Genomic DNA, 19,613 nt, shown 5'->3' with positions numbered 1-19,613 from the left:
ACTTACCCAAGTGTTGATCTCCGCAGTGCCCCACTTCTACGGGGCCCAGGTTTTACGGCGCCCAGGTTTTACGGCGCCCAGGTTTTACGGCGCCCAGGCGCCGGTCACGTTCCAGCTGCTGTCGGCCGAGAGGGCCTGCGGCCGGTCCCGGCCCGTGCCGGTCACGCCCGAGGCGATCCAGGCCTGCGCGTCGTAGTGCCGCAGGTAGCTGCCCGGGAAGTTGATCGACTCGAAGGTGACGCCGGCGCCGCCGAGGCCGGGCCGGCTGCAGAACGTGGCGTCGCCGGCGAACAGCGCCGACCCGTCGTTCGCCGCGAGCCGGATCCGGCTGGCCGCGTGACGAAGGTACTGACCGGGAACGTTCACCGACTCGAACGAGTAGCAGGACGAGTCGGCGAGGCCGTGCCGCAGGATGAACGTGGCGTCGTTCTTCAGCAGCGCCGCGCTGCCGGAGTTGACCACCTCGGTCCAGCCGAGGCTGTCGGCGTGCCGCAGGTAACGATCGGTGAATCCCCACGTGGTGACCTGCAGCGACCGTCGTACGTCGAACGGCAGGATCGCCGAGCTGCGCCACTGCGCCGGCGCCGACACGTTCCAGGTCGCGTCGGCCGCGAAGCTCGCCGCGGTGTCCCACGCGTTCGGCCCGCCGCTCCGAGCCAGGTAGACGTTGTCGGCGTAGTGACGCAGGTACGAGCCGGGGAAGTTCAGCGACTCGAACGACGTCCCGCCGGCCGCCAGGCCCGTCCGGGAACACCAGGTCGCGTCGGCGTTGAAGCTGCCGCCAGTGTTGCTGTCGAGCCGCACCCGGCTGTTCGCGTGCCGCAGGAAGCGCCCCGGCAGGTTCACTGACTCGAACGAGTAGCAGCGCGGGTCGGCGAGGCCCGCCACGGTACGGAACGAGGCGTCCTGACGAGCACCGTCTCCGCTGATCACGTCGGTCCGGGCCAGCGAGTCGGCGTGCCGCAGGTGACGGTTCGTGTAACCGGCCGTGGTGACCTGGAAGGACCGCGTGTGACCCAGAGTCAGCGGCACGACCGCGTTCTGGTTGCGCGACGAGTTGATCAAGCCAGTGAGCGCGCCGCGTACCAAAGAGGTGTTGACCTTCTGGATCCGCCTGTCGTAGGTGAAGAGGCCGTTGTATTCGCCCTCGACGTCGGTGATCTCGGTGTAGACGAAGCCGGAGAGTCCTTTACTGGTCATCAGCCGCTCGGAGTCGCGGATCATGCCGGTGAACCGGTCGTCGAGCTGCGCGGCGCTGGACATCTGCTCGTAGGCGAAGAACTGGCCGTTCGGGCTGTACTCGTGGCCCGGCGTGCGCAACCCGAGCCCGCCGAACTCGCCCAGAATCGACACCCGGCTGCTGGACGGCGACGGCGCGTCCGGACCGGTGTAGATGTGCCAGTCGATCATGTCGCCGGTGCCAGGATCGCCCTTCGACGCGCAGCAGTTGTAGCCGCTGTGCGGGTTCATCAGCCGCGTCGGATCGTAGTTCTCCAGCATCGTGGTGACCCGCCGCGTCTCGGCGAGGTTCCACTCACCCCAGCCCTCGTTGAACGGCACATAGGTGACCACCGACGGGAACGCCCGGTGCTCGTCGACGATCTCCCGCGCCTCGGTCTCGAACTGCGCGATCTGCGCCGCCGACTTGGTGTCGTCGCCGCCGGACGGGATGTCCTGCCAGACCAGCAGCCCCAGCCGGTCGGCGTGGTAGTACCAGCGCGCCGGCTCCACCTTGATGTGCTTGCGGACCATGTTGAAGCCCAGGTCCTTGTGCTTCTGCAGGTCGAAGACGAGCGCCGCGTCGGTCGGCGCGGTGTACAGCCCGTCCGGCCAGAAGCCCTGGTCGAGGGTGCCGGCCTGGAAGACGAACTCGCCGTTCAGGGTCGGGCGCAGCACGCCGTTGACCATCTTCTTGCCGATCTCGCGCATGCCGAAGTAGGACGTCACCTGGTCGACGGTGGCGCCGGCGCTGTTCCGGAGGCTGACTCTGAGGTTGTAGAGGAACGGGTCGTCGGGGCTCCACAGTCGCGGGTTCGGGACCGGGACGGTGAACTCGGTGAATCCGCCCGTGGCGCTGCCTACCGTGGTGGTGCCGTTGAGTGCTTCGGCGAGAACGGTGTGGCCGGTGACGTTGCCGCGGGTGAAGACGCGCACCCTAACGTTTTGTCCGGAAATATTAGGATAAATGTCGACTGAATAGATCGACTGGGTCGCGGTCGGCTCGAGCCACACGGTCTGCCAGATGCCCGACGTCGGCGTGTAGAAGATGCCGCTCGGGTTGTTCACCTGCTTGCCGGCGGGCTGCTCCTCGCCACGGCCGTTGGTGGGGTCGTAGACGCGGACGATGATCTCGTTGGTGCCGCTGACGAGCTGCGGCGTGATGTCGACCTCGAACCGGTCGTACCCGCCCCTGTGGGTCGTCACCTGGGTGCCGTTGATCCACACGGTGGCCTCGTAGTCGACCGCGCCGAAGTGCAGCTGCACCCGCCGGCCGTTCCAGCCCGCCGGCACGGTGAAATTCCGGCGGTAGAACATCAGGTCACGGTTGTCGTTGCGCATGATCCCGGAGAGCGCCGACTCCACCGGATACGGCACGAGGATCCGCTCCGGCAGCGTCTGCCCGATCGGCGGCGCCGCGTTGCGGTTCACATTCCCGGACGCGTCGGTGGCCGGGTTCAGAAATTCCCACTCCCCGTTCAGCGACTGCCAGTCGGGGCGCGTCATCTGCGGGCGCGGATATTCCGGGAGCGGATTCGTGGTCGACACCTGGCTGGTCCACGGCGTGGTCAACGGCGGTGTCTTGGGAACGACGGCGGCGGCTGCGGGGGTGGTGACGGCGAGTGCACCGCCTGCGGCGATCAAAAGAGCGGCGAGGGTACGGGTGAGGAGCAGTCGCATGGAGACTCCTTCTCCGACGGGAGCGGGGTGTGTGAAGCAACCGGGAGGACGCCCGGAACCCAGCAGAGTCGAACGCCTCCGCTCAGGGTCAAACACATCTACCCATCGAAATTCATCTACTGTCAAGTCTCCCAACAATTTCCGAAACTCCTTGACGCCAGGAGTAGAGGCCCTCCCTCAACGCCGGAGCCCCGGCACCCACAGCATCCAGCCCCCAACGCCGGCACCCCGCGCGCCGCCCGCCCCCACCCCTCAACGCCGGCGCCCCGCGCTCCACAGCCCCCGACCTCTCAACGCGGACGCCCCACACCCACAACGCCGACGCCCCGCGCCGCGAACTCAAGCCGCTCCACGCCGAAGCCCCGCGCCGGCCGGCCCAAGCCCCAACCGCAGCGGCGTCTCTCGCCCTCGCAGCCGCCGCCGTTCTCGGCGGAGTTCCATTTCCCACCGTCAGCGCAACGGGCGGTGTTCCCTGCGCCACCACCCCCGGACACGGCAGACTGCTGACCATGAGCAACACCGACCTGGCCAAGCTGGAAGCCGACCGCCACCGCATCCGCGACGCCTACCTGCGCCCACCGGCCGACCGCCCCGCCTCCACCGCCCGAGGCCTGCACCACACGGCCCTCATCAGCAGCGACGTGGAGCAGACCGTCCGCTTCTACCAGGACCTCCTCGGCTTCCCCCTGACCGAGTTGATCGAGAACCGCGACTACCCCGGCAGCTCCCACTTCTTCTTCGACATCGGCAACGGCAACCTCCTCGCTTTCTTCGACCTCCCCGGCCTCGACCTGGGCCCCTACGCCGAGGTACTGGGAGGCCTCCACCACATGGCCATCTCAGTAGACCCCGCCCGCTGGGACGAACTGGTCAAACGCCTCGCCGAAGCAGGCGTGGACCACACAGTCCACAGCGGCGTCTCCGTCTATTTCCAGGACCCCGACGGCGCCCGAATCGAACTGATCGCCGACCCCCTCGGCGAGATGTACGGCACCAAGGTCCTCTAAAACCACCCCTCTCTCCGTCCGCTCTTCCCGTCCCCTCTCTCCGTCCCCTCTCTCCGTCCCCTCTCCGTCCCCTCTCCGCCCCCTCTCTCCGTCCGCTCTCCGTCCGCCGGAGTGGGCTGAGCCGCTCCTCAGCCCGCAACCGGCTCAGCTCCGGCGGCGCGGATCGGAGCGCGCCGCCCACTCCTCCGCGCTGGAAATGAACTCCCCAGGCGGCAGATAGAACGCCACCCGCGGCGGATCCGCGATGCCGAACGGCTCGAACCCCGGATCCGCAAGCACCCGGTACAGAAACTCACTGGCCTGCATGTCGTACCGATGCCACCCACCGTCATCCCGCCGCGCGAGCACTGGCCACCGCTCAGCCGGCACCGCCCGATCCACCAGCCAGTAGTACTCCCCCTCCCCCAGGTCATACCCCCACTCGAGCAACCCGGGCCGACCGCCGCCGGGCTCGTAGACGCCGTACGGCGCATACATCCGCGCACCGATCTCCCCGCTGCCCTCCACCTGCCTCTGAGTAGCCCACATCGAGATGAGCCGGGTTTCGCCATCCACGGCCGAAGGGCGCAGCAGACTGATCACCCCCGACAACGCCCCCGCCCCGAACCGCCGATCGAGCTCCTTGAAGTCCGCCGGCAGCACCAGGCCGAGTTCCGCCTCCTCCTGTTCCCACCCCAGGTCCTCCGCTTCATGCGGCCACCCGGTGGCTTCGACGATCCGCTCAATCCACTCCATGAATCCCCGTTTTCCTCGCACCCAGGTCCGGCACGTCCCCGCTCCGATGACCGCTGAGCTCGGCACATCCCGCTCCGACGGCCACTGAGCTCGGCACGTCCCCGCTCCGTTGACTCCCGAGCCCGGCACATCCCCGCTCCGTTGACTCCCGAGCCCGGCACGTCCCCGCTCCGAGACGCAGAGGGCGGGGCGAGCCCACCGCGATCCGGCTCTCAGACGGCTTTCGAGTGCAGTGCTCATTTTCGGACACGCCGCCACGCCTGCGGTCCGATCCCCAGAAGACAGAGAACGCCGAGCGCAGCGAGCCACCACTGCCCGTTCACCGCCGCGTCCACCGAAATCACCACGATCCAACCCGTGATCACCACACTTATCACCAGTTCGGCGGTATCGCCCCGCCACCACGGTCCCTGCCGGGCCGGCTCGGCTTCGGCCAGTTCCCGGGCGTATCCCGCCGGCGATCCGAACTCGTCCCGCGGCCGGGCCCCGGAAGCCGCCACATGAGCCCGAGCCTGCTCGACAAGCTCATCGGCCCGCCGCGGCGGCACGTCGAACCGTCCGACCAGCAACGCGCGGAGCCTCGAGAACCACGCCTCAGCACCCTCCGCGCCGAATCCCTGGCGGCCGGCACCCTCGAGGCGCTGATCGTCGGCACCCTCGAGAAATTGGTCGCCGGCTCCCTCAACGCCCTGTTCACTGGCACCCTCAAGGCTCCGGTCGCCCGCACCCCCGTCGCCCGCACCCCCAAGGAGCTGGTCGCCCGCATTCCCACTCAAACGATCTCCGCCGTCCGGCACACCGAGCTTTCCACCGATCCGACCGTCGTCGGCCAGCTGATCGACATCGGATCGCCGACCGCTGGGCTCACGGGTGAGCAACCACATCGCTCCCAGCGAGACGGCCAGTAGCGCGAGCACCGGCAATTCGCCGACCCGGGTACGCGGCAACCCAGTGAACGCGGTGGCCGCGGCGATCACCAGCACCGCGAATATCGCGAAGGTCCACGGCGCCAGCCTCGGCCTGCCCGCCGCCCGGACCGCTCCGGGCACCTGCGTGGAGACCGCCGCCAGTGCGGCCAGCACCGAACCGGTCAGGCCGGCGACCGTGACGGGCAGCGTCCAGCTCCCCACCACTACGCCGCCGAACACGGCGACCGGCAAACCCAGGAAGGCCGCCACGAACAGACCATCGCGCATGTGGTCACGCGGCGTCTTGCCCTGCGTGTCGCGCCGGGACAGCTCCACCGGGTACGCATCCGCCACACCACTCGCGAAGTCGTCGGGCGAACCCAGCGCCTCCCAAGGATCCTGCCCGCTGTCGGCGTGGTGCGCCCGAGCCTCCTCAATCATCGGCGTCGCCTCGCGATAACCGATGCCACGGTCCACGAGAGCTTGCCGAGCAGCCAACTCCCACCTGTCGAACGTCGTCACGACCCCACTCCCCCGTCCGTTCCGCCGCAGCCGAGCCCGTCGAGCCCGCCTCCCCGAACCTGATCCGAACCCATGGGCTGACCAGCCCACCGCTCACCGACCCACGCCTTACCGGGCCGCGCCTCACCGAGCCGCTCAAGGCCACAGCAGCTAATGCCCATCGGCCACCGCAACCACCGACCCGTTGGTCGCCGCGCACCCCAGCCAACAGGACCAGCACCGTCACCGTCACCGTCACCGGGCACGCGAGCCACCCGAGCCACGCAAGCCACCCGAGCCACCCCGGCAACCGGGGCCACCGGAGCCGACTGTCGCCTCCCTCGGACCTCCTCCAGTAAGTCCAGTACTGCTACACCTGCGCCTGCTCATCGCCGGCCCCTGCCATCCCCGCGGGCTCCACCTCGCCAGGCCCGGCGCCGGCTTCACCCAGCCCAGGCCTGACCTGCTCCAAGAACCGGCCCATCGCCTCGGTGAACCGGCCCCACCCTTCGCGCTGCTCAGCCAGCCGATGCCACCCGGCATCCGTGATCGCGTAGACCTTGCGGCCCGGGCCGCCCTGGCCCGCATGCCAGCTCGACGAGACCACGGCTTCGGCCTCCATCCGGTTGAGAACCGGGTAGAGAACGCCGCCCTTCACGGTCCCGAGCCCCTGCTCGGCCAGCTTCTGGCCCAGGGCGTAGCCGTGCCGGTCGCCGTCGGTCAGCGCGGCGAGCACCGCCATCTCGAGGGTGGCGCGCACCCAGCCGGACTCGGCATCCCCTGCCATGATGTCTCATCTCCAGCTATTGCCATCTTCGAACTAGTCGAAATTCAGACTAGCATCTCGGGCCTCGCCGGAGGAAGATGGGTGCAGAAGGAAAGGCCGCGACAACGAGAGGAGACGGTCATGGCAGGACAGAGCGACGCCGCACAGACCAGGCTGCGCGGCGTCGATTCGGGGTGACGGGCGGGGCTGTCAGGCTCCGGCGTGTAGAGATGAGGTCTTGCGGCTGAAAAGCCGCAGCGGAATCGCGTCGGCCATGGCGCTCATGCCTGCGTCGTTGGGGTGCAGGTGATCGCCGCTGTCATATGCGGGCAGCATGCGCAGCGGCTGGCCCGGGTCGCGCACCGCGCGGTCGAAGTCGATCACCGCGTCCCACTCGCCGCTCGTGCGGATCCAGCGGTTCACGGCTTGGCGCTTCTGCTCGTTGGCCGCGCTGTAGTAGCCGGGGATCGTCGTGTCCTGGAAGGGCGTCAGCGTGGCGCCGTAGATGAGCAGGCCACGCTCGTGGGCACGGGAGATCAGCTGACGGTATGCGCCGATCAGTTCGTCGACCGTGACCGCTTCGGATTCCGGTGACGTGGAGCCGGGCTGGCCGATGTCGTTGATGCCGAGGAGGACGACTACGTAACGGGCACCGGGCTGGGCGGCCACATCCCGGTCGAAGCGGCTCAGTGCGCTGTCGCCGAACAGCGGGCCGAGGCCGGCGAACGAGGTGCCTTCGAGGGTGTTGCCGTCGTGCAGCAGACGGTTGCCGCCGATGCCCTTGTTGAGTACGCCGAGGCTGCGCAGCTTGCGGTCGGCCTGCAGCCGCCGGGCCAGGAAGTCGGGCCAGCGGTGGTTCGCGTCGATCGTGGTGATCGCGCCGTCGGTGATCGAGTCGCCGAACGCCACGACGGCGCCCGAGCCACCAGCGCCCGAGCCACCGGAGGACGAGGACTCGGACGACGAGCCACCGGAGGACGAGGCCCCGGACGACGAGCCACCGGAGGACGAGGCACCAGAGGACAAATCACCGGCAGACAAGCCGGCGGAGGAAGAGTGGGAGGAGGTGACACTTACGCCGGAGAGGAAGTGATATGAGGTCGTCTCGGTCGCGCCGGTCAGTTCTGCTGAGCGGGTGACGTTGCCGGCCGCGATGAAGTTGCGCTGGAAAGCCGAGCCGTGAACCGTCGCCGCCGGGGTGCGGCCGGGGAGGTAGATGCTGATCGCCAGGTCGGACAGGGCCGGGACGGAGAGCTTGACCGGGTCGCTCAGGGTCGGCGCGCCGGGTGGGATCGAGGTCGAGCCGCGGCCGCCGAAGCTCAGGGCGCGGTCGGTGCCGGGCACGATCTGCGAGCCGGTGGCGCCGGTGGGACGGCGGGCGATGCGGGCTTCGCCGATGACGAAGGGCTCGGTGCCGTACTCGTTGGAGAGCCGCACGCGCAGCTGGCTGCCGGCCGTGCTGACGTGCACGATCTGCCGCAACGTCTGGTCGGCGAAGACCGTCTGGGGCTGTGGCGGAAGCGCTGGGCCGGTGACCGCCGTGCTCCAGGTGCCTACCCAGGACGTCTCGCCGCCACCGGTGGCGCCGGCCGGGCCGGTGAGAGCCAACGTCGTGACCACTGCCGTGGCGAGCAGGGTGTTGAGCCGCCGCATGAGTGCACCTCCGCAACTTCGATGGCCGAAAATGCCACCCGCCAGAGGACTCCTTACAGTGACAGATGTCAATACCGCCAGTGACATCCGGGAAAGCGCCGAGCGCCGCGCGGAAACGGTCTCCACGCGGCGCCTACATATTCGAAAACGGTCAGCGCAACGATCAGGCGGCCGGCGCTCCCGACGGCGGCGTTCCAGCCGGGCCACCGGCGGGAGCGCCGGAGGGCGGCGTTCCACCCGGGCCACCGCCCGGAGCGCCGGAGGGCGGCGTCCCACCCGGGCCACCGCCGGGAGCACCTGACGGCATGGCGCCGCCGGGAGCGCCCGACGGCATGCCGTCACCGCCTGCCGGGGCACCGCCGCCGGCCGGGGCGGCTCCGGCCGTCGGAGTCGTGCGAGTGTCGACACCTACCGAGAGGAGAACCGCATAACCGCTGCTCACATCGCCCGTCACGGTCCCGAGCTGACTGGCTCCACCGTCGTCGCCGAAGACGTTGTCACTCGCGAGGGTCACCTGGGACAGGTTGGAGACCGACGCCTCGTAGCCGGACTCCTTGTAGACCACGTCGCAGGTGTCCTTCGGCAGCGCCACCTGAGAGGTGGCGATCGCCTTCGTGGAGTCGGTGATGTCGGCCTCGGAGGGGTACACCTCGAAATGGATGTGCGGCCACCGCCCGGTGTAGCAGGCCGGGAAGACGCTGGTGAACTTCACCTTGCCCGCGTCGTCGGCGATCTGCACGCCACGCAGGTAGTTCTCCCCGGTGAGGCCGTCGGAGTACATCGAGTAGCCACCGGACCGGTCACAGTGCCACACGTAGACCGCCACCCCGGCGAACGCCGCACCCCCATTGGCAAGGTCCTTGATTTCCAGTTCGAGGGTCATGGGTACGCCCTCAGCGGTCGTCGACGAGTCGCCGAAACTGGACCGGATGTCGCTGCGGACGATCCCGCTCTCCTCCAGCACGTCAGGCCCGTTCGAGCCGTCACCCGGATACGGGCCCGCCGTCTCGTCCGGAATCTCCCCTGACGACGACGAAGAGCCCGACGAGGAGGAGCCCGAGGAGGACGACGAGGGAGCATCCGACGAGGAGGACGACTCACTGCTGCACGCCGCCAACCCCAGCGCCGCCGCGCCGATGCCGAACGCCCGCAACACCTGCCGCCGGCCGAGAAGGGTGCCGATGTCGAATCCGAGCCCCTGGTCGAACACCTCCTCGTCCTGGTGAGGCAGGCGCCGACCCTGATAGGTCCGTTCCGATGAAGTCACAGGTCCCTCCGCAATGTGCCGATTGCCGGAGAACCATCAGAACAGCGGTATCTATGAATGCCCTGTGCCGCCCTTGTCCGACAGGCATGGAACGCCAGCCGGACAAGGGCATCCGAACCCGAGCCGGACAAGGACGACCGACAACCGATCAGGACAAGGACGACCGACAACCGATCAGGACAAGGGCGGCCGACAACCGATCAGGAAGCCGAAGCCGAGTAACTGTTCGTGACGAAATTGAGCCCGCCACTGGACGACGTGATCTCGTAGCCGAACTGGATCGTGCTGAGTGTGACGTCGCCGTACCATCCACGCGCCCGGATCCAGTTGAGCACCGCCCGGATGTCCACGGTCCCGGCACTCGTATTGCTGGTCCGCACGAACGAGAACACGGCGTTCGACCCGTTCGAACCGTTGTAGACGTTCCAGGTGTGCCCGCCGACCGTGGCCGTCGTCTGGAACGAGCCCAGCGGCCCGACCGCCCCGGCCTTGTTCATCCACAGCATGATCTCGTACGTGTGCCCGTTCGCCCAGATGTCGTAGGCGGTCGCATACGAGCCACCCGACGGCACGGTCACGTTGAAACTGCTGGTCGCCGAGCGCAGCGCGCTGAGCCGGATGTTCACGCTCTTGCTCGCATTGGGATACGACTTCACGCCGCCGGTATTCGGGTGATTCGCCCACACGCCCCAGTTCGAGGACGAGTTCGCCCAGATGCTCTGCGGGCCGGCGCCACTGCCCCAGATGTTGTTGTAGAGGGTGTAGCCGCCGTTGTTCCAGGTCGCCCATTGGTCGGACGAGCCCCACACCGCGGCCTGGGCGGGGGCCTGCCCGACCGCGATCAACAGGGCCGCCACCAGCGCGGACAGGGACATTTTCAGGAGGCGCATGTGCTGCTCCAAAGCGTCGTCGGGGATGCGGAGTCGAATCGCTTCGACTCCACGAACGCATCGATGCACATCGAGCTTCGAAGATAGGCCCCATAGCACCCCGGCGCAACGCGAAGGTTTCCTCCAGGAAACCCGGCTACGCTCCAGCCAACCCGTCCGGCAGGCCTGCCAAGGCGGACGAAACGCTGCAAAAAACCAGGCCTGCCGAGCGGACGGAAAGCTGCAAAAAGGCTGGTAGGAAACCGGGGAGAAAGTGCATGAGGCGACGGCGTTACCTGGGCTGGATGCTCCCCCTCAGCATCGTCGTGCTGACGCTCGGTGTCGTCGGCGCGATCACCTGGCTCGCCAGCAGGGTCATGGACACCGACCCGACGGTCGAAGAGGACACCATCAACGCCCGCCCCTGTCACGCCACCGTCCGATCAATCTCGGACACCAACACAATCCTCGAGGGCGACCACATCTATCTGATCGAGATCACGGTGCAGCCGTATGGCAACTCTCCGGAGCACAAGGTGACAATCCGCAACCCGCTCACCTCGGTCCAGGCCGAGAAGGCCAAGCCCGGCGCCCAGTTCAGCTGCATCGTCGACCGCGACGACCCCACGCGCGTCGAGGTCATGTGGAGTCAGTGACCCGGCCCCGCTTGTCGCAGGCCTGAGAGTGAGGGGCCGTTTTCGCAGGCCACGGCGCCGCGCGGCCTTTCTGCCGCGCGGCGCGCTCCGTTCTCAGAAGGACAGGCCCGCGTACGCGTTGAGCGCCGGCTGCCCGCCGAGGTGCGCGTAGAGAACTGTGGAGTCCCTGCCGATCTCACCCCGGCCGACCAGGTCGACGAGTCCGGCCATCGACTTGCCCTCATAGACAGGATCGGTCACCATTCCCTCGGTCCGGGCCGCCAGCCGCATCGCGTCGAGCGTCGTCTCGTCCGGGATGCCGTAGACGCCGGCGTGATACCGGTCGTCCAGGACGATCTCCTCCTCGGTGAGCTCCCGCTCCACCCCGATCAGCGTTGCCGTGGCCCGCGCGATCCGCGCCACCTGCTCCCGCGTCTCGGCCGGCTTCGCCGAACCGTCGATCCCGATCACCCGCCGCGGACGGCCACCCGCCGCCGCGAACCCGGCGATCATCCCGGCCTGCGTACTCCCGGTCACCGAACACACGATGATCGTGTCGAAGAAGACGCCGAGCTCCCGCTCCTGCTCGATCACCTCGTACGCCCAGCCCGCGAATCCGAGACCGCCGAGCCTGTGGTCCGAGGCACCGGCCGGAATGGCGTACGGCGTACCCCCGCTGCTTTTCACGTCGGCGATCGCGGCGTCCCAGCTCTCCTTGAATCCGATCCCGAATCCGGCCTTGACCAGCCGCACATCCGCCCCGGCGAGCCGGCTGATGAGAATGTTGCCGACCTTGTCGTAGACGGCGTCCGGCCACTCGACCCAACTCTCCTGCACGAGTACGCATTTCAGCCCGGTCGCGGCGGCCACGGCGGCCACCTGCCGCGTGTGATTCGACTGCACGCCGCCGATCGAAACGAGGGTGTCCGCGCCCTGCGCCAACGCGTCCGCCACGAGATATTCCAGTTTGCGCGTCTTGTTGCCGCCGTACGCGATCCCGGAATTGACGTCCTCCCGCTTCGCCCAGACGGCCGCACCACCGAGATGCCTGGTCAGCCGGTCGAGACGGTGCACCGGCGACGGCCCGAAAAGCAGCGGGTGGCGGGGAAAATCGGCGAGGGGCATGACGGCTCCTTAAAGGTCGACGCTGTGGTGCAGATGGCCCCAGATCGTCGAATTCACATCGACGGCCCGCGCTTCGTCGCGCGCGGCCAGGGCTTCGATGAGGTCCTCGTGCAGACGCACGGAACGGGACGCCTGAGGCGACGTGAACAGGAGACGCTCGGCCCTTCGTACCATTGGGGTGTATCTATCGACGGTCGCGGAGGCCGCGGCATTTCCGTAAGCAGCCAGCGGGATCGCGTGCACTTCGTCATCGGCGGCGAGAGCGGCGTCGACGTCCCTCCGAGCAACGGCCCCGGCGAATCGGGCATTGGCTTCCCGCATGCGTTCCAGCTGATCAGTGGTCATTCTGAGAGCGACATTCTGTACGGCGAGCCCGTGCATCGCCCCCAGCACCGCCGCCGCGTCCTCGACCTCCTTCGCGATCACCTCGGTGACACGCGTGTAGCTCTGCGGCTTCGTCTCGACGAGCCCCTCCCCCGCCAGGCGCGCAAGAGCGTCCCGGATCGGCGCGCGCGAGAGGCCGAGCTGTTCGGCGAGCTCGTCGGGCTTGAGAGCGGTGCCCGGCGCAAGAGTGCCGTCGACGATGGCGCCGCGCAGACGTCCGTAGGCCGCGTCCCGGAGCAGATGCCGTCCGATGGTCTCCACAACTGAAATGTTAGATATCAGGTGTGGTCGTTCACAAGGCGGCCGGTGTGCCGGTTCCCAGCCTCCGCGTGGGCGTCCTAGGAAACTAGGCTGATGCCGAAGGGATCAAGCAAATTGCGCGGGTGAGCGAGACCGGCGCGGTCAGTCCGGCCAGCGCGGTGAGCCGAGCCGCGCGGTGAGCCAAGCCCGCGCAGTGAGCCAAGCCCGCGCAGTGAGCCAAGCCAGCGCGGTGATGGGCAATGCGGGACAAAACGGGCGAGCGCGGTGCGATGGCCGAGCGCGCGATGAGGGTTGAGTCTGCGGCGGCGGATTGAGAGGGTGCTGCGGTCGGTCGCCGGCAGCCCTCAGCGCCATCGTCGGCGCGGCCCTCGACGAGAAGGCATGGGACGAGAAGCAGATCTGAAGGGAGGTCCGGATCGCCATCACAGCGGCAGATCCGGGTGGCTGATCAAGCCGTCATCCCCCTTGAGCCGTCACCGGAACCAACGCGGTCGTGGGCACCGTCTCGATGAGGTATTCCATCGTAGTTCTGGCTGTACATCGACCGTGCCGTCGTCTCCTACGAAGCGGACGGTGTAGAACCAGTCTGGTTCACGCGGTGAAACATCGGCGACGTGTACGGCATCGCCCGGGCGGATAGCGGTATCCGGGTCGGCCGCGAAGCGGTGGGCAGCCGAAACGAGATCGATGAGCGTCGCGATGCCTTCGGTGTCCGTCTCGTAGTGCACACGGTGACCGGCGGCACCATAGAACGTGCGCGCCTCGGCTCTGCTCAAACCGCCCAACGCTGCGACGGCACCCGGCGCGAGCACGGGACTCGGCGAGGCGGCAACCTGTGCCGCCAACGCCCTGATCAGTCGCTCCAGGAGTCGATCGCCTGCATGGTCGTCGATCACTGTACGAGCAGATGTGCGACCCCCCAGACCCCCGGGCCCGCGCTCGCTGGCGCGCAAAGCGGGCGCGCCGCTCCGCCCCGTGGTCGGAGACCTCGGGGCGGGTGACGGTGCGCCGGGGCCGGCGGCTGGAAGCGCCGGCGGGAAGGGGCCGCAGGGTTTGTGGGGGCGGGCCGGTTGTGGTGCGGTCGGGGGCGGGCGACGACCTTCGTACGAAATAGGGCTTCAAAGGAGATCGGCCAGGAGCTTCTCGGGATGGAGAGCGTCGTAGGTGTCGCCCGCCGACGTTCCGAAAGTGATCGTCGCGTCTGATCGGGTGGGGACCAGCTCTGCTCCTCGGGCGTGGGCGTGCAGGGACGCCAGCCCGGCCACGTCGAGCTTCGTGCCGGCTCGGGCCGTCACCGCGGAGACCAGGGTGGCGATGTCTCGGCCGTCCTGTTCGACGCGGGCCCGGGGCCGGGCGCTCAGGTAGACGTCTACGTAGACGATCTCGTTTGATTCCAGGTCGAGGAGCATGGGTACGGCGTAGCGCTTGCGACCCGAGAGCGGGAAGGCATTGACCACCGTCGCCGGGTCGAAGGTGCGGTGACGGGAGGAGGCGTCGTCGCGGAGCATCCAGCCGGTGTAGGCCTCGGCCAGGTCGTCGAAGGTCGGGCCGGCATAGCGGAAGATCACCGGTACGAGGTAGCGCCAGCCCCGCTTGCGACCGATTCGGATCGCCTTGGCCATGTCGATGTCGAGGAACTCCTGGGCACCGCCGGGCGCCGAGGTGAGGTCGCCGGAGTGGGTCATGATGTGGTCGGAGAGGTTGGTCCAGGAGACCTGGTTCTTGATCGCGAAGGACGAGTCGAGCGCGATGCACGACAGATCGAGGTCGCTGGTCACGCCGGCCTCGCGCCAGTGCACGAAGAGCCGCACGACCTGAGCGACACCGAGCGGCAGGCGGCTACCCCGCTCGACCTGCACGAGCCCCTGCGCCGTCGATCGCAGCTGATCCGGTACCAGGAGGCGATCGAGGCCGGGCTCGATGTGGACGGTCTCGCCCGACCAGTCGCCCTTCGCCGCGATCTGGACGTCGACCGCCGTGCCGATGGCGTCGAGCAGCGCCGCGCGGAAGTCCTTCGACACGGCGAGGTGGCCCGGCTCGCGCACGATGGGCAGCGCCGAGCCGTCCTTGCCGAAGACCACCCGAGGGTACGACCGGCCGTTGTCGGACAGCTGCGCCCGCGCCGCCAGCAGCACCCGCAGCGGGATCCGCTCGGAGGCCTCCAGCAGGGCCTCGATCAGCACACCACGCTGGTCGCCGGTCGTGGCGAGCGCGGCCAGCCGGCGCAGGCTGCGGGCGAGCAGCCCGGGCGCCTCGGCGGCGGCGAGCCGGACCGCGGCGCTGTGATCGCGGGCCAGGATGCGCTCGAACCGGGACGGGAACGAGGTGTAGTCGTGCCGGCTCGCGCGCAGCATCGCGAACGTGTCGTGCACGCGCGGCGCGCGGAACTCGCCGGTGTGCAGCCCGCGGTCGATCGCCAGCCAGAGGCCGCGGCGGCGGAAGACGTCGCCGAGCCGGCCGCTCGCCTCGAGCGTGTCGACCACGACACGGCGGTCGGCGCGGGACAGGCGCGGGTAGGTGATCGGCTCGTGGAGGCTGACGTCGCCGCCGGTCAGCTTCGCGAACAGGCGCAGCAGGTCGTCGGGGGTGGCGTCGGTGTACGGCAGGCGCTTGCGGTCGTGCTGCCAGAGCAGTTCGAGGAGCAGGGTGCGGTTCTCCCGGAAGCGGACCTCGCTCATCTCGACACCGTCGGCGCCGAGGCGTCCGACGAGCACCTCGAGGTCGGCCCGGACGTCCTCGCGCAGCGACGCGGCGCTGCTGAAACAGTCCCGCATCCAGGCGCGCAGCCGATCCTCCAAAGTGGCCGAATCCACCAGGCGCGCACTGATCCACTCGATGCGGCCGTCGCCGGGCAGCATCTCCTGCGCGCGGCGGTCGGCCTCGGCGCGCTCGGCGTCCTGCGGGATCGAGGACGCCGGCCACCACTCGTAGCGGCTGAAGTCGAGCGCCTTCTCCCAGTCGAGGCCCTCGCAGATCATGCAGACGCGGGCCAGGGCGAAGCGCAGGGCGGCGTCGTCGAACGCCGGCAGCATCTCGGGGAAGCCTCGGAACAGGGGCGCGTAGGTGCCCTTGTCGCCGCGCTTCGCCCGGATGTGCGCGATCAGGTCGCGGTGCGGACCGGCGAGGCCGTCGGTGATCTCCTCGGGGTTGGTGAACCGGACGCCGATGTGGGCGAATTCGGCCAGCAGCGGCGCGGAGATCTCGCGGGTCGCCGGGGTCCCGGGGGTGGCGACCAGTCCGAGGCGGTCGAATCCGATGCGGTCCAGCGCGTCCACCATGGCCCCCGGAAAGAAGGAACAGAGTGAGGAAAGTGCCCGGGCTGGGTTCTTTACAGGAAGTTTGTCGAAGTATGCCCGGACTAGGCCTCTGCCTCAGAGCCTACGAAGCCGATCACCGGAACGCACGCCATTAAATCCAGCCGTGCGACCTCGCCCGGTGCGCCGCCTCGATGCGGTTGCGGGCGCCGGTCTTGCCGATCGCGGCGGAGAGGTAGTTGCGGACCGTGCTCTCCGACAGGTGCAGCTCCGCCGCGATGTCCGCGACCGTGGCGCCGCCGACTCCGGCGGCGAGGACGTCGCGTTCCCGGTCGGTCAGCGGATTCGGGCCCGCCGACAGGGCCGCCGCGGCGAGGGCCGGGTCGATGACGCGCTCCCCGGCGAGGACCCGGCGGATCGCCGCCGCCAACTCCTCGACCGGGCCGTCCTTGACCAGGAAACCGGCGGCTCCGGCCTCCATGGCGCGGCGCAGATAGCCGGGGCGGCCGAAGGTGGTGAGGATCAGGACCCGGCACTCCGGGAGCTCGTCACGAAGGAGCGCCGCCGTGTCCAGGCCGCTGCCGTCCGGCATCTCGATGTCGAGCAGTGCCACGTCGGGGCGGGTCCGCCGGGCCAGGGCGACCGCGGAGGCCGTCGTCGCGGCCTCGGCCACCACCTCGATGTCGGGTTCGAGATTCAGCAGCAGGGCCAGGGCGCCGCGCATCATGCCCTGGTCCTCGGCGAGCAGCAGCCTGATCATGCGGGGATCCTCGCTGTCAATTCCCAGCCTCCGCCCGCGGACGGTCCGGCGACGAGCGTGCCGCCCGCCGCGGAGAGACGTTCGGTGAGACCCCGCAGACCGTTGCCCGGCCCGGTGAAATCGGCACCGGCACCGCCCACCCCGTCGTCCGCGATGGTGAGCGTGCCGGTGCCCACGATGATGTCGCATCGGGTCGCCCGGCTGTGCCGCAGCACGTTCGTCACCCCTTCCCGCAACACCCAGCGGAACGCGTCGTCCACCGGCCGGCCGTCCTCCCGCACGCGCACCGCGATGCCGGCGTCGGCGAGCACGGCGCGCGCGTTCTCCAGCTCGCCGGCGAAGTCGCTCGCCCGGTAGCCGGTGACCGCCTCGCGTACCTCGGCCAGCGCGGTCCGGCCGATCCGTTCGATGTCGGCCGCCTCCACCGCCGCCCGCTCTCCGTCGGACGGCGCGAGGCGGCGCACCACCTCGGCCTTCACCACGATCAACGACAGCGTGTGCCCGAGCAGGTCGTGCAGGTCCTGGGCGAACCGCAGCCTCTCCCGCTCCACCACTGTCCGGGCCAATTCCTCTTGGGTACGGCGTAACTCCTCCACCAATCGGACGAAGCGCACGAAGGCGATGCTGGACGCCCCGGCCAAGGCCGTGAACAGCGCCGTCGGGGCGATCTCGCCGGCGGGCAGGTGGTGCGCGGCACCGATCACGAGTACCGCGAGGACGCTGCCACCTGCCCAGGCGAACGCCCGGGACGGGTGGGACAGTCCGATCGTGCCGGCGGTGCAGACATAGAGGAAAACGGTCAGCCAGTCACCGGCGTAGGCGGCGGCCAGACCGATACCGATCAGCGCGAGCAGGGCCAGGCCGGCGTGCTGCGGTCCCCGGCCGACCGGCAGGCCGGCGACCGGGATCGCCACCAGAGCCAGGTAGAGCAGCACGAAGACGATCAGGCCGGCGATCGCCACCGGGTTTCCGGCCGCCGCGCCGGCGGCCGGGAGGAGGAACCAGAGCCACGCCGTGTGGGCCGCCACGAGCGTGAATCCACGACGACGGCCACCCATGATCGCCACCGTAGCGGTTGTCAGCGAGGGGTGGTCGAGCGCCGGTAGGCGGCGGCCGCCAGCAGGGCGAACACGACGGTCCACGCCAGGAGCAGGGCCAGGCCGGTCACGGTCGGCAGCTCGCCCGCCGCCGATCGCCAGCCCAGCTCGGCGTAGCGGTAGGTCGGCAGGGTGTGTGCGAGCGCCCGGAGGCCGTCCGGGAAGTAGCCGGCCGGCGCCAGCAGACCGCCGAGGACGGTCAGCGCCAGGAAGACCAGGAAGTTCACCGACATGGCGATCTGCGGGGACAGCCCGTAGCCGATCGCGAGGCCCAGCAGCGCGAACGGGACGGTTCCGGCCCACATCACCAGCAGCAGGGCCGCCCATCGGCCGGGCGCCAGCTGCACGTGGTGCTGGAAGTGAGCGGCCACCCCGATGGCGACCACCGGCGGCAGCGCGGTCGACGTACCGATCAAGGCCTTGACCAGGACCACCCGCCCGGCCGGAAGCGGAGTGACGCGGAGCTGGCGCAGCCAGCCCGCCGCGCGCTCCTGGGAGACCGCTGAGCCGATCATGAGCACGCCCGCGACGGCGCCGTAGCAGGCCAGCCCGATCATGACGGCGACCGGCGCGGCCAGGCCTTCGAGGCGATCGCCCGCCGACCAGCTCGAGAAGATCAGGTACGTCGCCACCGGCCCGATGATCGAGAAGAACGCGATCCGGGGATCGCGGATCAGGCGGCGGAACTCGAATCGCAGGTAGGCGCGCACTAATGCTCCTTCTCGGTCAGTGCGAGGAACGCGGCGTCGAGGCTCCGCTGTCCCCCGGCCAGCTCGCGGATCTGCTCGGGGGTACCGTCGGCGACCACCCGACCGGAAGCGATCACCACGATGCGGTCGGCGAACTCGTCGGCCTCGTGCAGCTGATGGGTGCTGAACAGGACGGTGTGGCCGTTTCCGGCATAGTCGCGGATCGCCCGCCAGAAGGCGTGCCGGGTCGCGACGTCCATGGCCGTGGTGGGCTCGTCGAGCACCAGCAGATCGGGATCGCCGGCCAGCGCCACCGCGAACCGGGCGCGCTGGGACTCGCCGGTGGAGAGCCTGTCGAGCCGCCGGCCGGCCAGCTCGGTCAGGCCGGCCGCCGCCAGGATCCGATCGGTGTCCAGGGGGTGCGGATACAGCGCCCGGGTCAGCGCGATCACGTCCCGGACGGTGGCGCCGCCCACGAACCCGGCGTCCTGCAGCATCGCGCCGACCCGGCCGGCGCGGACCGCCTCGGCCGCCGTGCCGCCGAAGAGGGACACCGTTCCGGCGTCGGCCGCGGCGAGGCCCAGCATCATCGAGATCGTCGTGGTCTTGCCGGCGCCGTTCGGGCCCACGAGAGCCACGACGCTCCCCCGCTCGATGTCCAGGTCGAGGTCGTCGACGGCGCGGACCGTGCCGAACCGCCTGGTCATCCCGGTGAGGCGCACTGCCAGGTCATCCATGACCACCACGGTAGGAATCGGCGGGCGGCGGCGGCAGAGCGGCGAATACGCGACCGGCCGTGACAAA

The 19,613-nt window shown here is 69.3% G+C and carries 18 protein-coding genes; 3 read left to right on the top strand and 15 right to left on the bottom strand.

Translation table 11 applies throughout. From position 1 onward, the window contains the following. Nucleotides 1-84: 84 nt before the first annotated feature. Complete coding sequence (locus AB0G10_RS32120; RefSeq protein ID WP_360930168.1) at nucleotides 85-2,898, bottom strand: AbfB domain-containing protein; 2,814 nt, start codon at nucleotides 2,896-2,898, stop codon at nucleotides 85-87. 509 nt (nucleotides 2,899-3,407) lie between these two features. Here AB0G10_RS32120 and AB0G10_RS32115 point away from each other — a divergent pair. Further along, on the top strand, nucleotides 3,408-3,905 hold the full coding sequence (locus AB0G10_RS32115; RefSeq protein ID WP_360930165.1) for a VOC family protein: 498 nt from the start codon (nucleotides 3,408-3,410) through the stop codon (nucleotides 3,903-3,905). Nucleotides 3,906-4,049: 144 nt separating this feature from the next. Here the strand turns inward: AB0G10_RS32115 and AB0G10_RS32110 are convergent, their stop codons facing one another. The 5 genes from AB0G10_RS32110 to AB0G10_RS32090 all read right to left on the bottom strand — a co-directional run bounded on the left by AB0G10_RS32110 (nucleotide 4,050) and on the right by AB0G10_RS32090 (nucleotide 9,351). Beyond that, nucleotides 4,050-4,640, bottom strand: a complete 591-nt coding sequence (locus AB0G10_RS32110; protein ID WP_360930162.1) for a hypothetical protein — start codon at nucleotides 4,638-4,640, stop codon at nucleotides 4,050-4,052. 236 nt (nucleotides 4,641-4,876) lie between these two features. Beyond that, on the bottom strand, nucleotides 4,877-6,070 hold the full coding sequence (locus AB0G10_RS32105) for a hypothetical protein (RefSeq protein ID WP_360930159.1): 1,194 nt from the start codon (nucleotides 6,068-6,070) through the stop codon (nucleotides 4,877-4,879). A gap of 349 nt (nucleotides 6,071-6,419) precedes the next feature. Further along, nucleotides 6,420-6,836, bottom strand: a complete 417-nt coding sequence (locus AB0G10_RS32100) for a PadR family transcriptional regulator (RefSeq protein ID WP_360930156.1) — start codon at nucleotides 6,834-6,836, stop codon at nucleotides 6,420-6,422. A 189-nt stretch (nucleotides 6,837-7,025) separates the two neighbouring features. Beyond that, the gene (locus AB0G10_RS32095; protein WP_360930153.1) at nucleotides 7,026-8,468 is read right to left on the bottom strand and encodes an SGNH/GDSL hydrolase family protein; all 1,443 of its coding nucleotides are present in this window, start codon (nucleotides 8,466-8,468) and stop codon (nucleotides 7,026-7,028) included. Between the two features lie 163 nt (nucleotides 8,469-8,631). Next, nucleotides 8,632-9,351: a hypothetical protein gene (locus tag AB0G10_RS32090; protein WP_360930150.1), complete on the bottom strand. Its 720-nt coding sequence runs from the start codon at nucleotides 9,349-9,351 to the stop codon at nucleotides 8,632-8,634. Here AB0G10_RS32090 and AB0G10_RS32085 point away from each other — a divergent pair. Further along, nucleotides 9,350-9,694, top strand: coding sequence for a hypothetical protein (locus tag AB0G10_RS32085; protein WP_360930147.1), 345 nt, complete (start codon nucleotides 9,350-9,352; stop codon nucleotides 9,692-9,694). The two genes, AB0G10_RS32090 and AB0G10_RS32085, sit on opposite strands and share 2 nt — an antisense overlap. Nucleotides 9,695-9,935: 241 nt before the next feature. Here AB0G10_RS32085 and AB0G10_RS32080 read toward each other — a convergent pair whose 3' ends face one another. Continuing rightward, complete coding sequence (locus AB0G10_RS32080) at nucleotides 9,936-10,625, bottom strand: hypothetical protein (RefSeq protein WP_360930144.1); 690 nt, start codon at nucleotides 10,623-10,625, stop codon at nucleotides 9,936-9,938. A 257-nt stretch (nucleotides 10,626-10,882) separates the two neighbouring features. Here AB0G10_RS32080 and AB0G10_RS32075 point away from each other — a divergent pair, with 257 nt between their 5' ends. After that, complete coding sequence (locus AB0G10_RS32075) at nucleotides 10,883-11,260, top strand: hypothetical protein (RefSeq protein WP_360930141.1); 378 nt, start codon at nucleotides 10,883-10,885, stop codon at nucleotides 11,258-11,260. Nucleotides 11,261-11,353: 93 nt separating this feature from the next. On the opposite strand, the gene AB0G10_RS32070 is transcribed toward AB0G10_RS32075, so the two are convergent. The 8 genes from AB0G10_RS32070 to AB0G10_RS32035 form a co-directional block, all read right to left on the bottom strand. Continuing rightward, nucleotides 11,354-12,364, bottom strand: coding sequence for a 1-aminocyclopropane-1-carboxylate deaminase (locus tag AB0G10_RS32070; RefSeq protein WP_360930138.1), 1,011 nt, complete (start codon nucleotides 12,362-12,364; stop codon nucleotides 11,354-11,356). Between the two features lie 9 nt (nucleotides 12,365-12,373). After that, nucleotides 12,374-13,009 (bottom strand): GntR family transcriptional regulator, encoded by a 636-nt coding sequence (locus tag AB0G10_RS32065; RefSeq protein WP_360930135.1) that lies wholly within the window; start codon nucleotides 13,007-13,009, stop codon nucleotides 12,374-12,376. Between the two features lie 473 nt (nucleotides 13,010-13,482). After that, a complete protein-coding gene (locus AB0G10_RS32060; RefSeq protein ID WP_360930132.1) occupies nucleotides 13,483-13,905 on the bottom strand; it encodes a hypothetical protein in 423 nt (140 codons plus the stop codon). A gap of 222 nt (nucleotides 13,906-14,127) precedes the next feature. Continuing rightward, the gene (locus AB0G10_RS32055) at nucleotides 14,128-16,287 is read right to left on the bottom strand and encodes a hypothetical protein (RefSeq protein ID WP_360930129.1); all 2,160 of its coding nucleotides are present in this window, start codon (nucleotides 16,285-16,287) and stop codon (nucleotides 14,128-14,130) included. A 130-nt stretch (nucleotides 16,288-16,417) separates the two neighbouring features. Further along, complete coding sequence (locus AB0G10_RS32050; protein ID WP_360930128.1) at nucleotides 16,418-17,023, bottom strand: response regulator transcription factor; 606 nt, start codon at nucleotides 17,021-17,023, stop codon at nucleotides 16,418-16,420. Further along, complete coding sequence (locus AB0G10_RS32045) at nucleotides 17,020-18,081, bottom strand: histidine kinase (protein WP_360930125.1); 1,062 nt, start codon at nucleotides 18,079-18,081, stop codon at nucleotides 17,020-17,022. Before AB0G10_RS32045 ends, AB0G10_RS32050 begins: the two co-directional genes overlap by 4 nt. Nucleotides 18,082-18,101: 20 nt before the next feature. Continuing rightward, on the bottom strand, nucleotides 18,102-18,830 hold the full coding sequence (locus tag AB0G10_RS32040; RefSeq protein WP_360930122.1) for an ABC transporter permease: 729 nt from the start codon (nucleotides 18,828-18,830) through the stop codon (nucleotides 18,102-18,104). Next, on the bottom strand, nucleotides 18,830-19,546 hold the full coding sequence (locus AB0G10_RS32035; protein ID WP_360930120.1) for an ABC transporter ATP-binding protein: 717 nt from the start codon (nucleotides 19,544-19,546) through the stop codon (nucleotides 18,830-18,832). The genes AB0G10_RS32040 and AB0G10_RS32035 overlap by 1 nt, the downstream gene beginning before the upstream one ends. Nucleotides 19,547-19,613: the final 67 nt, after the last annotated feature.

Origin of the sequence: Actinoplanes sp. NPDC023714 (assembly GCF_040639855.1) — a bacterium.
Lineage (GTDB): Bacteria > Actinomycetota > Actinomycetes > Mycobacteriales > Micromonosporaceae > Actinoplanes.
Note: the sequence above shows the minus strand (reverse complement) of the source record. Positions and strands in the feature narration are given on the sequence as shown.

What these genes read in the sequence shown, in the direction of transcription:
- AB0G10_RS32120 (WP_360930168.1), bottom strand. Translation starts at nt 2,898, where the DNA reads ATGCGACTGCTCCTCACCCGTACCCTCGCCGCTCTTTTGATCGCCGCA.
- AB0G10_RS32115 (WP_360930165.1), top strand. Translation starts at nt 3,408, where the DNA reads ATGAGCAACACCGACCTGGCCAAGCTGGAAGCCGACCGCCACCGCATC.
- AB0G10_RS32110 (WP_360930162.1), bottom strand. Translation starts at nt 4,640, where the DNA reads ATGGAGTGGATTGAGCGGATCGTCGAAGCCACCGGGTGGCCGCATGAA.
- AB0G10_RS32100 (WP_360930156.1), bottom strand. Translation starts at nt 6,836, where the DNA reads ATGGCAGGGGATGCCGAGTCCGGCTGGGTGCGCGCCACCCTCGAGATG.
- AB0G10_RS32095 (WP_360930153.1), bottom strand. Translation starts at nt 8,468, where the DNA reads ATGCGGCGGCTCAACACCCTGCTCGCCACGGCAGTGGTCACGACGTTG.
- AB0G10_RS32085 (WP_360930147.1), top strand. Translation starts at nt 9,350, where the DNA reads ATGGGTACGCCCTCAGCGGTCGTCGACGAGTCGCCGAAACTGGACCGG.
- AB0G10_RS32090 (WP_360930150.1), bottom strand. Translation starts at nt 9,351, where the DNA reads ATGACCCTCGAACTGGAAATCAAGGACCTTGCCAATGGGGGTGCGGCG.
- AB0G10_RS32080 (WP_360930144.1), bottom strand. Translation starts at nt 10,625, where the DNA reads ATGCGCCTCCTGAAAATGTCCCTGTCCGCGCTGGTGGCGGCCCTGTTG.
- AB0G10_RS32075 (WP_360930141.1), top strand. Translation starts at nt 10,883, where the DNA reads ATGAGGCGACGGCGTTACCTGGGCTGGATGCTCCCCCTCAGCATCGTC.
- AB0G10_RS32070 (WP_360930138.1), bottom strand. Translation starts at nt 12,364, where the DNA reads ATGCCCCTCGCCGATTTTCCCCGCCACCCGCTGCTTTTCGGGCCGTCG.
- AB0G10_RS32055 (WP_360930129.1), bottom strand. Translation starts at nt 16,287, where the DNA reads ATGGTGGACGCGCTGGACCGCATCGGATTCGACCGCCTCGGACTGGTC.
- AB0G10_RS32050 (WP_360930128.1), bottom strand. Translation starts at nt 17,023, where the DNA reads ATGATCAGGCTGCTGCTCGCCGAGGACCAGGGCATGATGCGCGGCGCC.
- AB0G10_RS32045 (WP_360930125.1), bottom strand. Translation starts at nt 18,081, where the DNA reads ATGGGTGGCCGTCGTCGTGGATTCACGCTCGTGGCGGCCCACACGGCG.
- AB0G10_RS32035 (WP_360930120.1), bottom strand. Translation starts at nt 19,546, where the DNA reads ATGGATGACCTGGCAGTGCGCCTCACCGGGATGACCAGGCGGTTCGGC.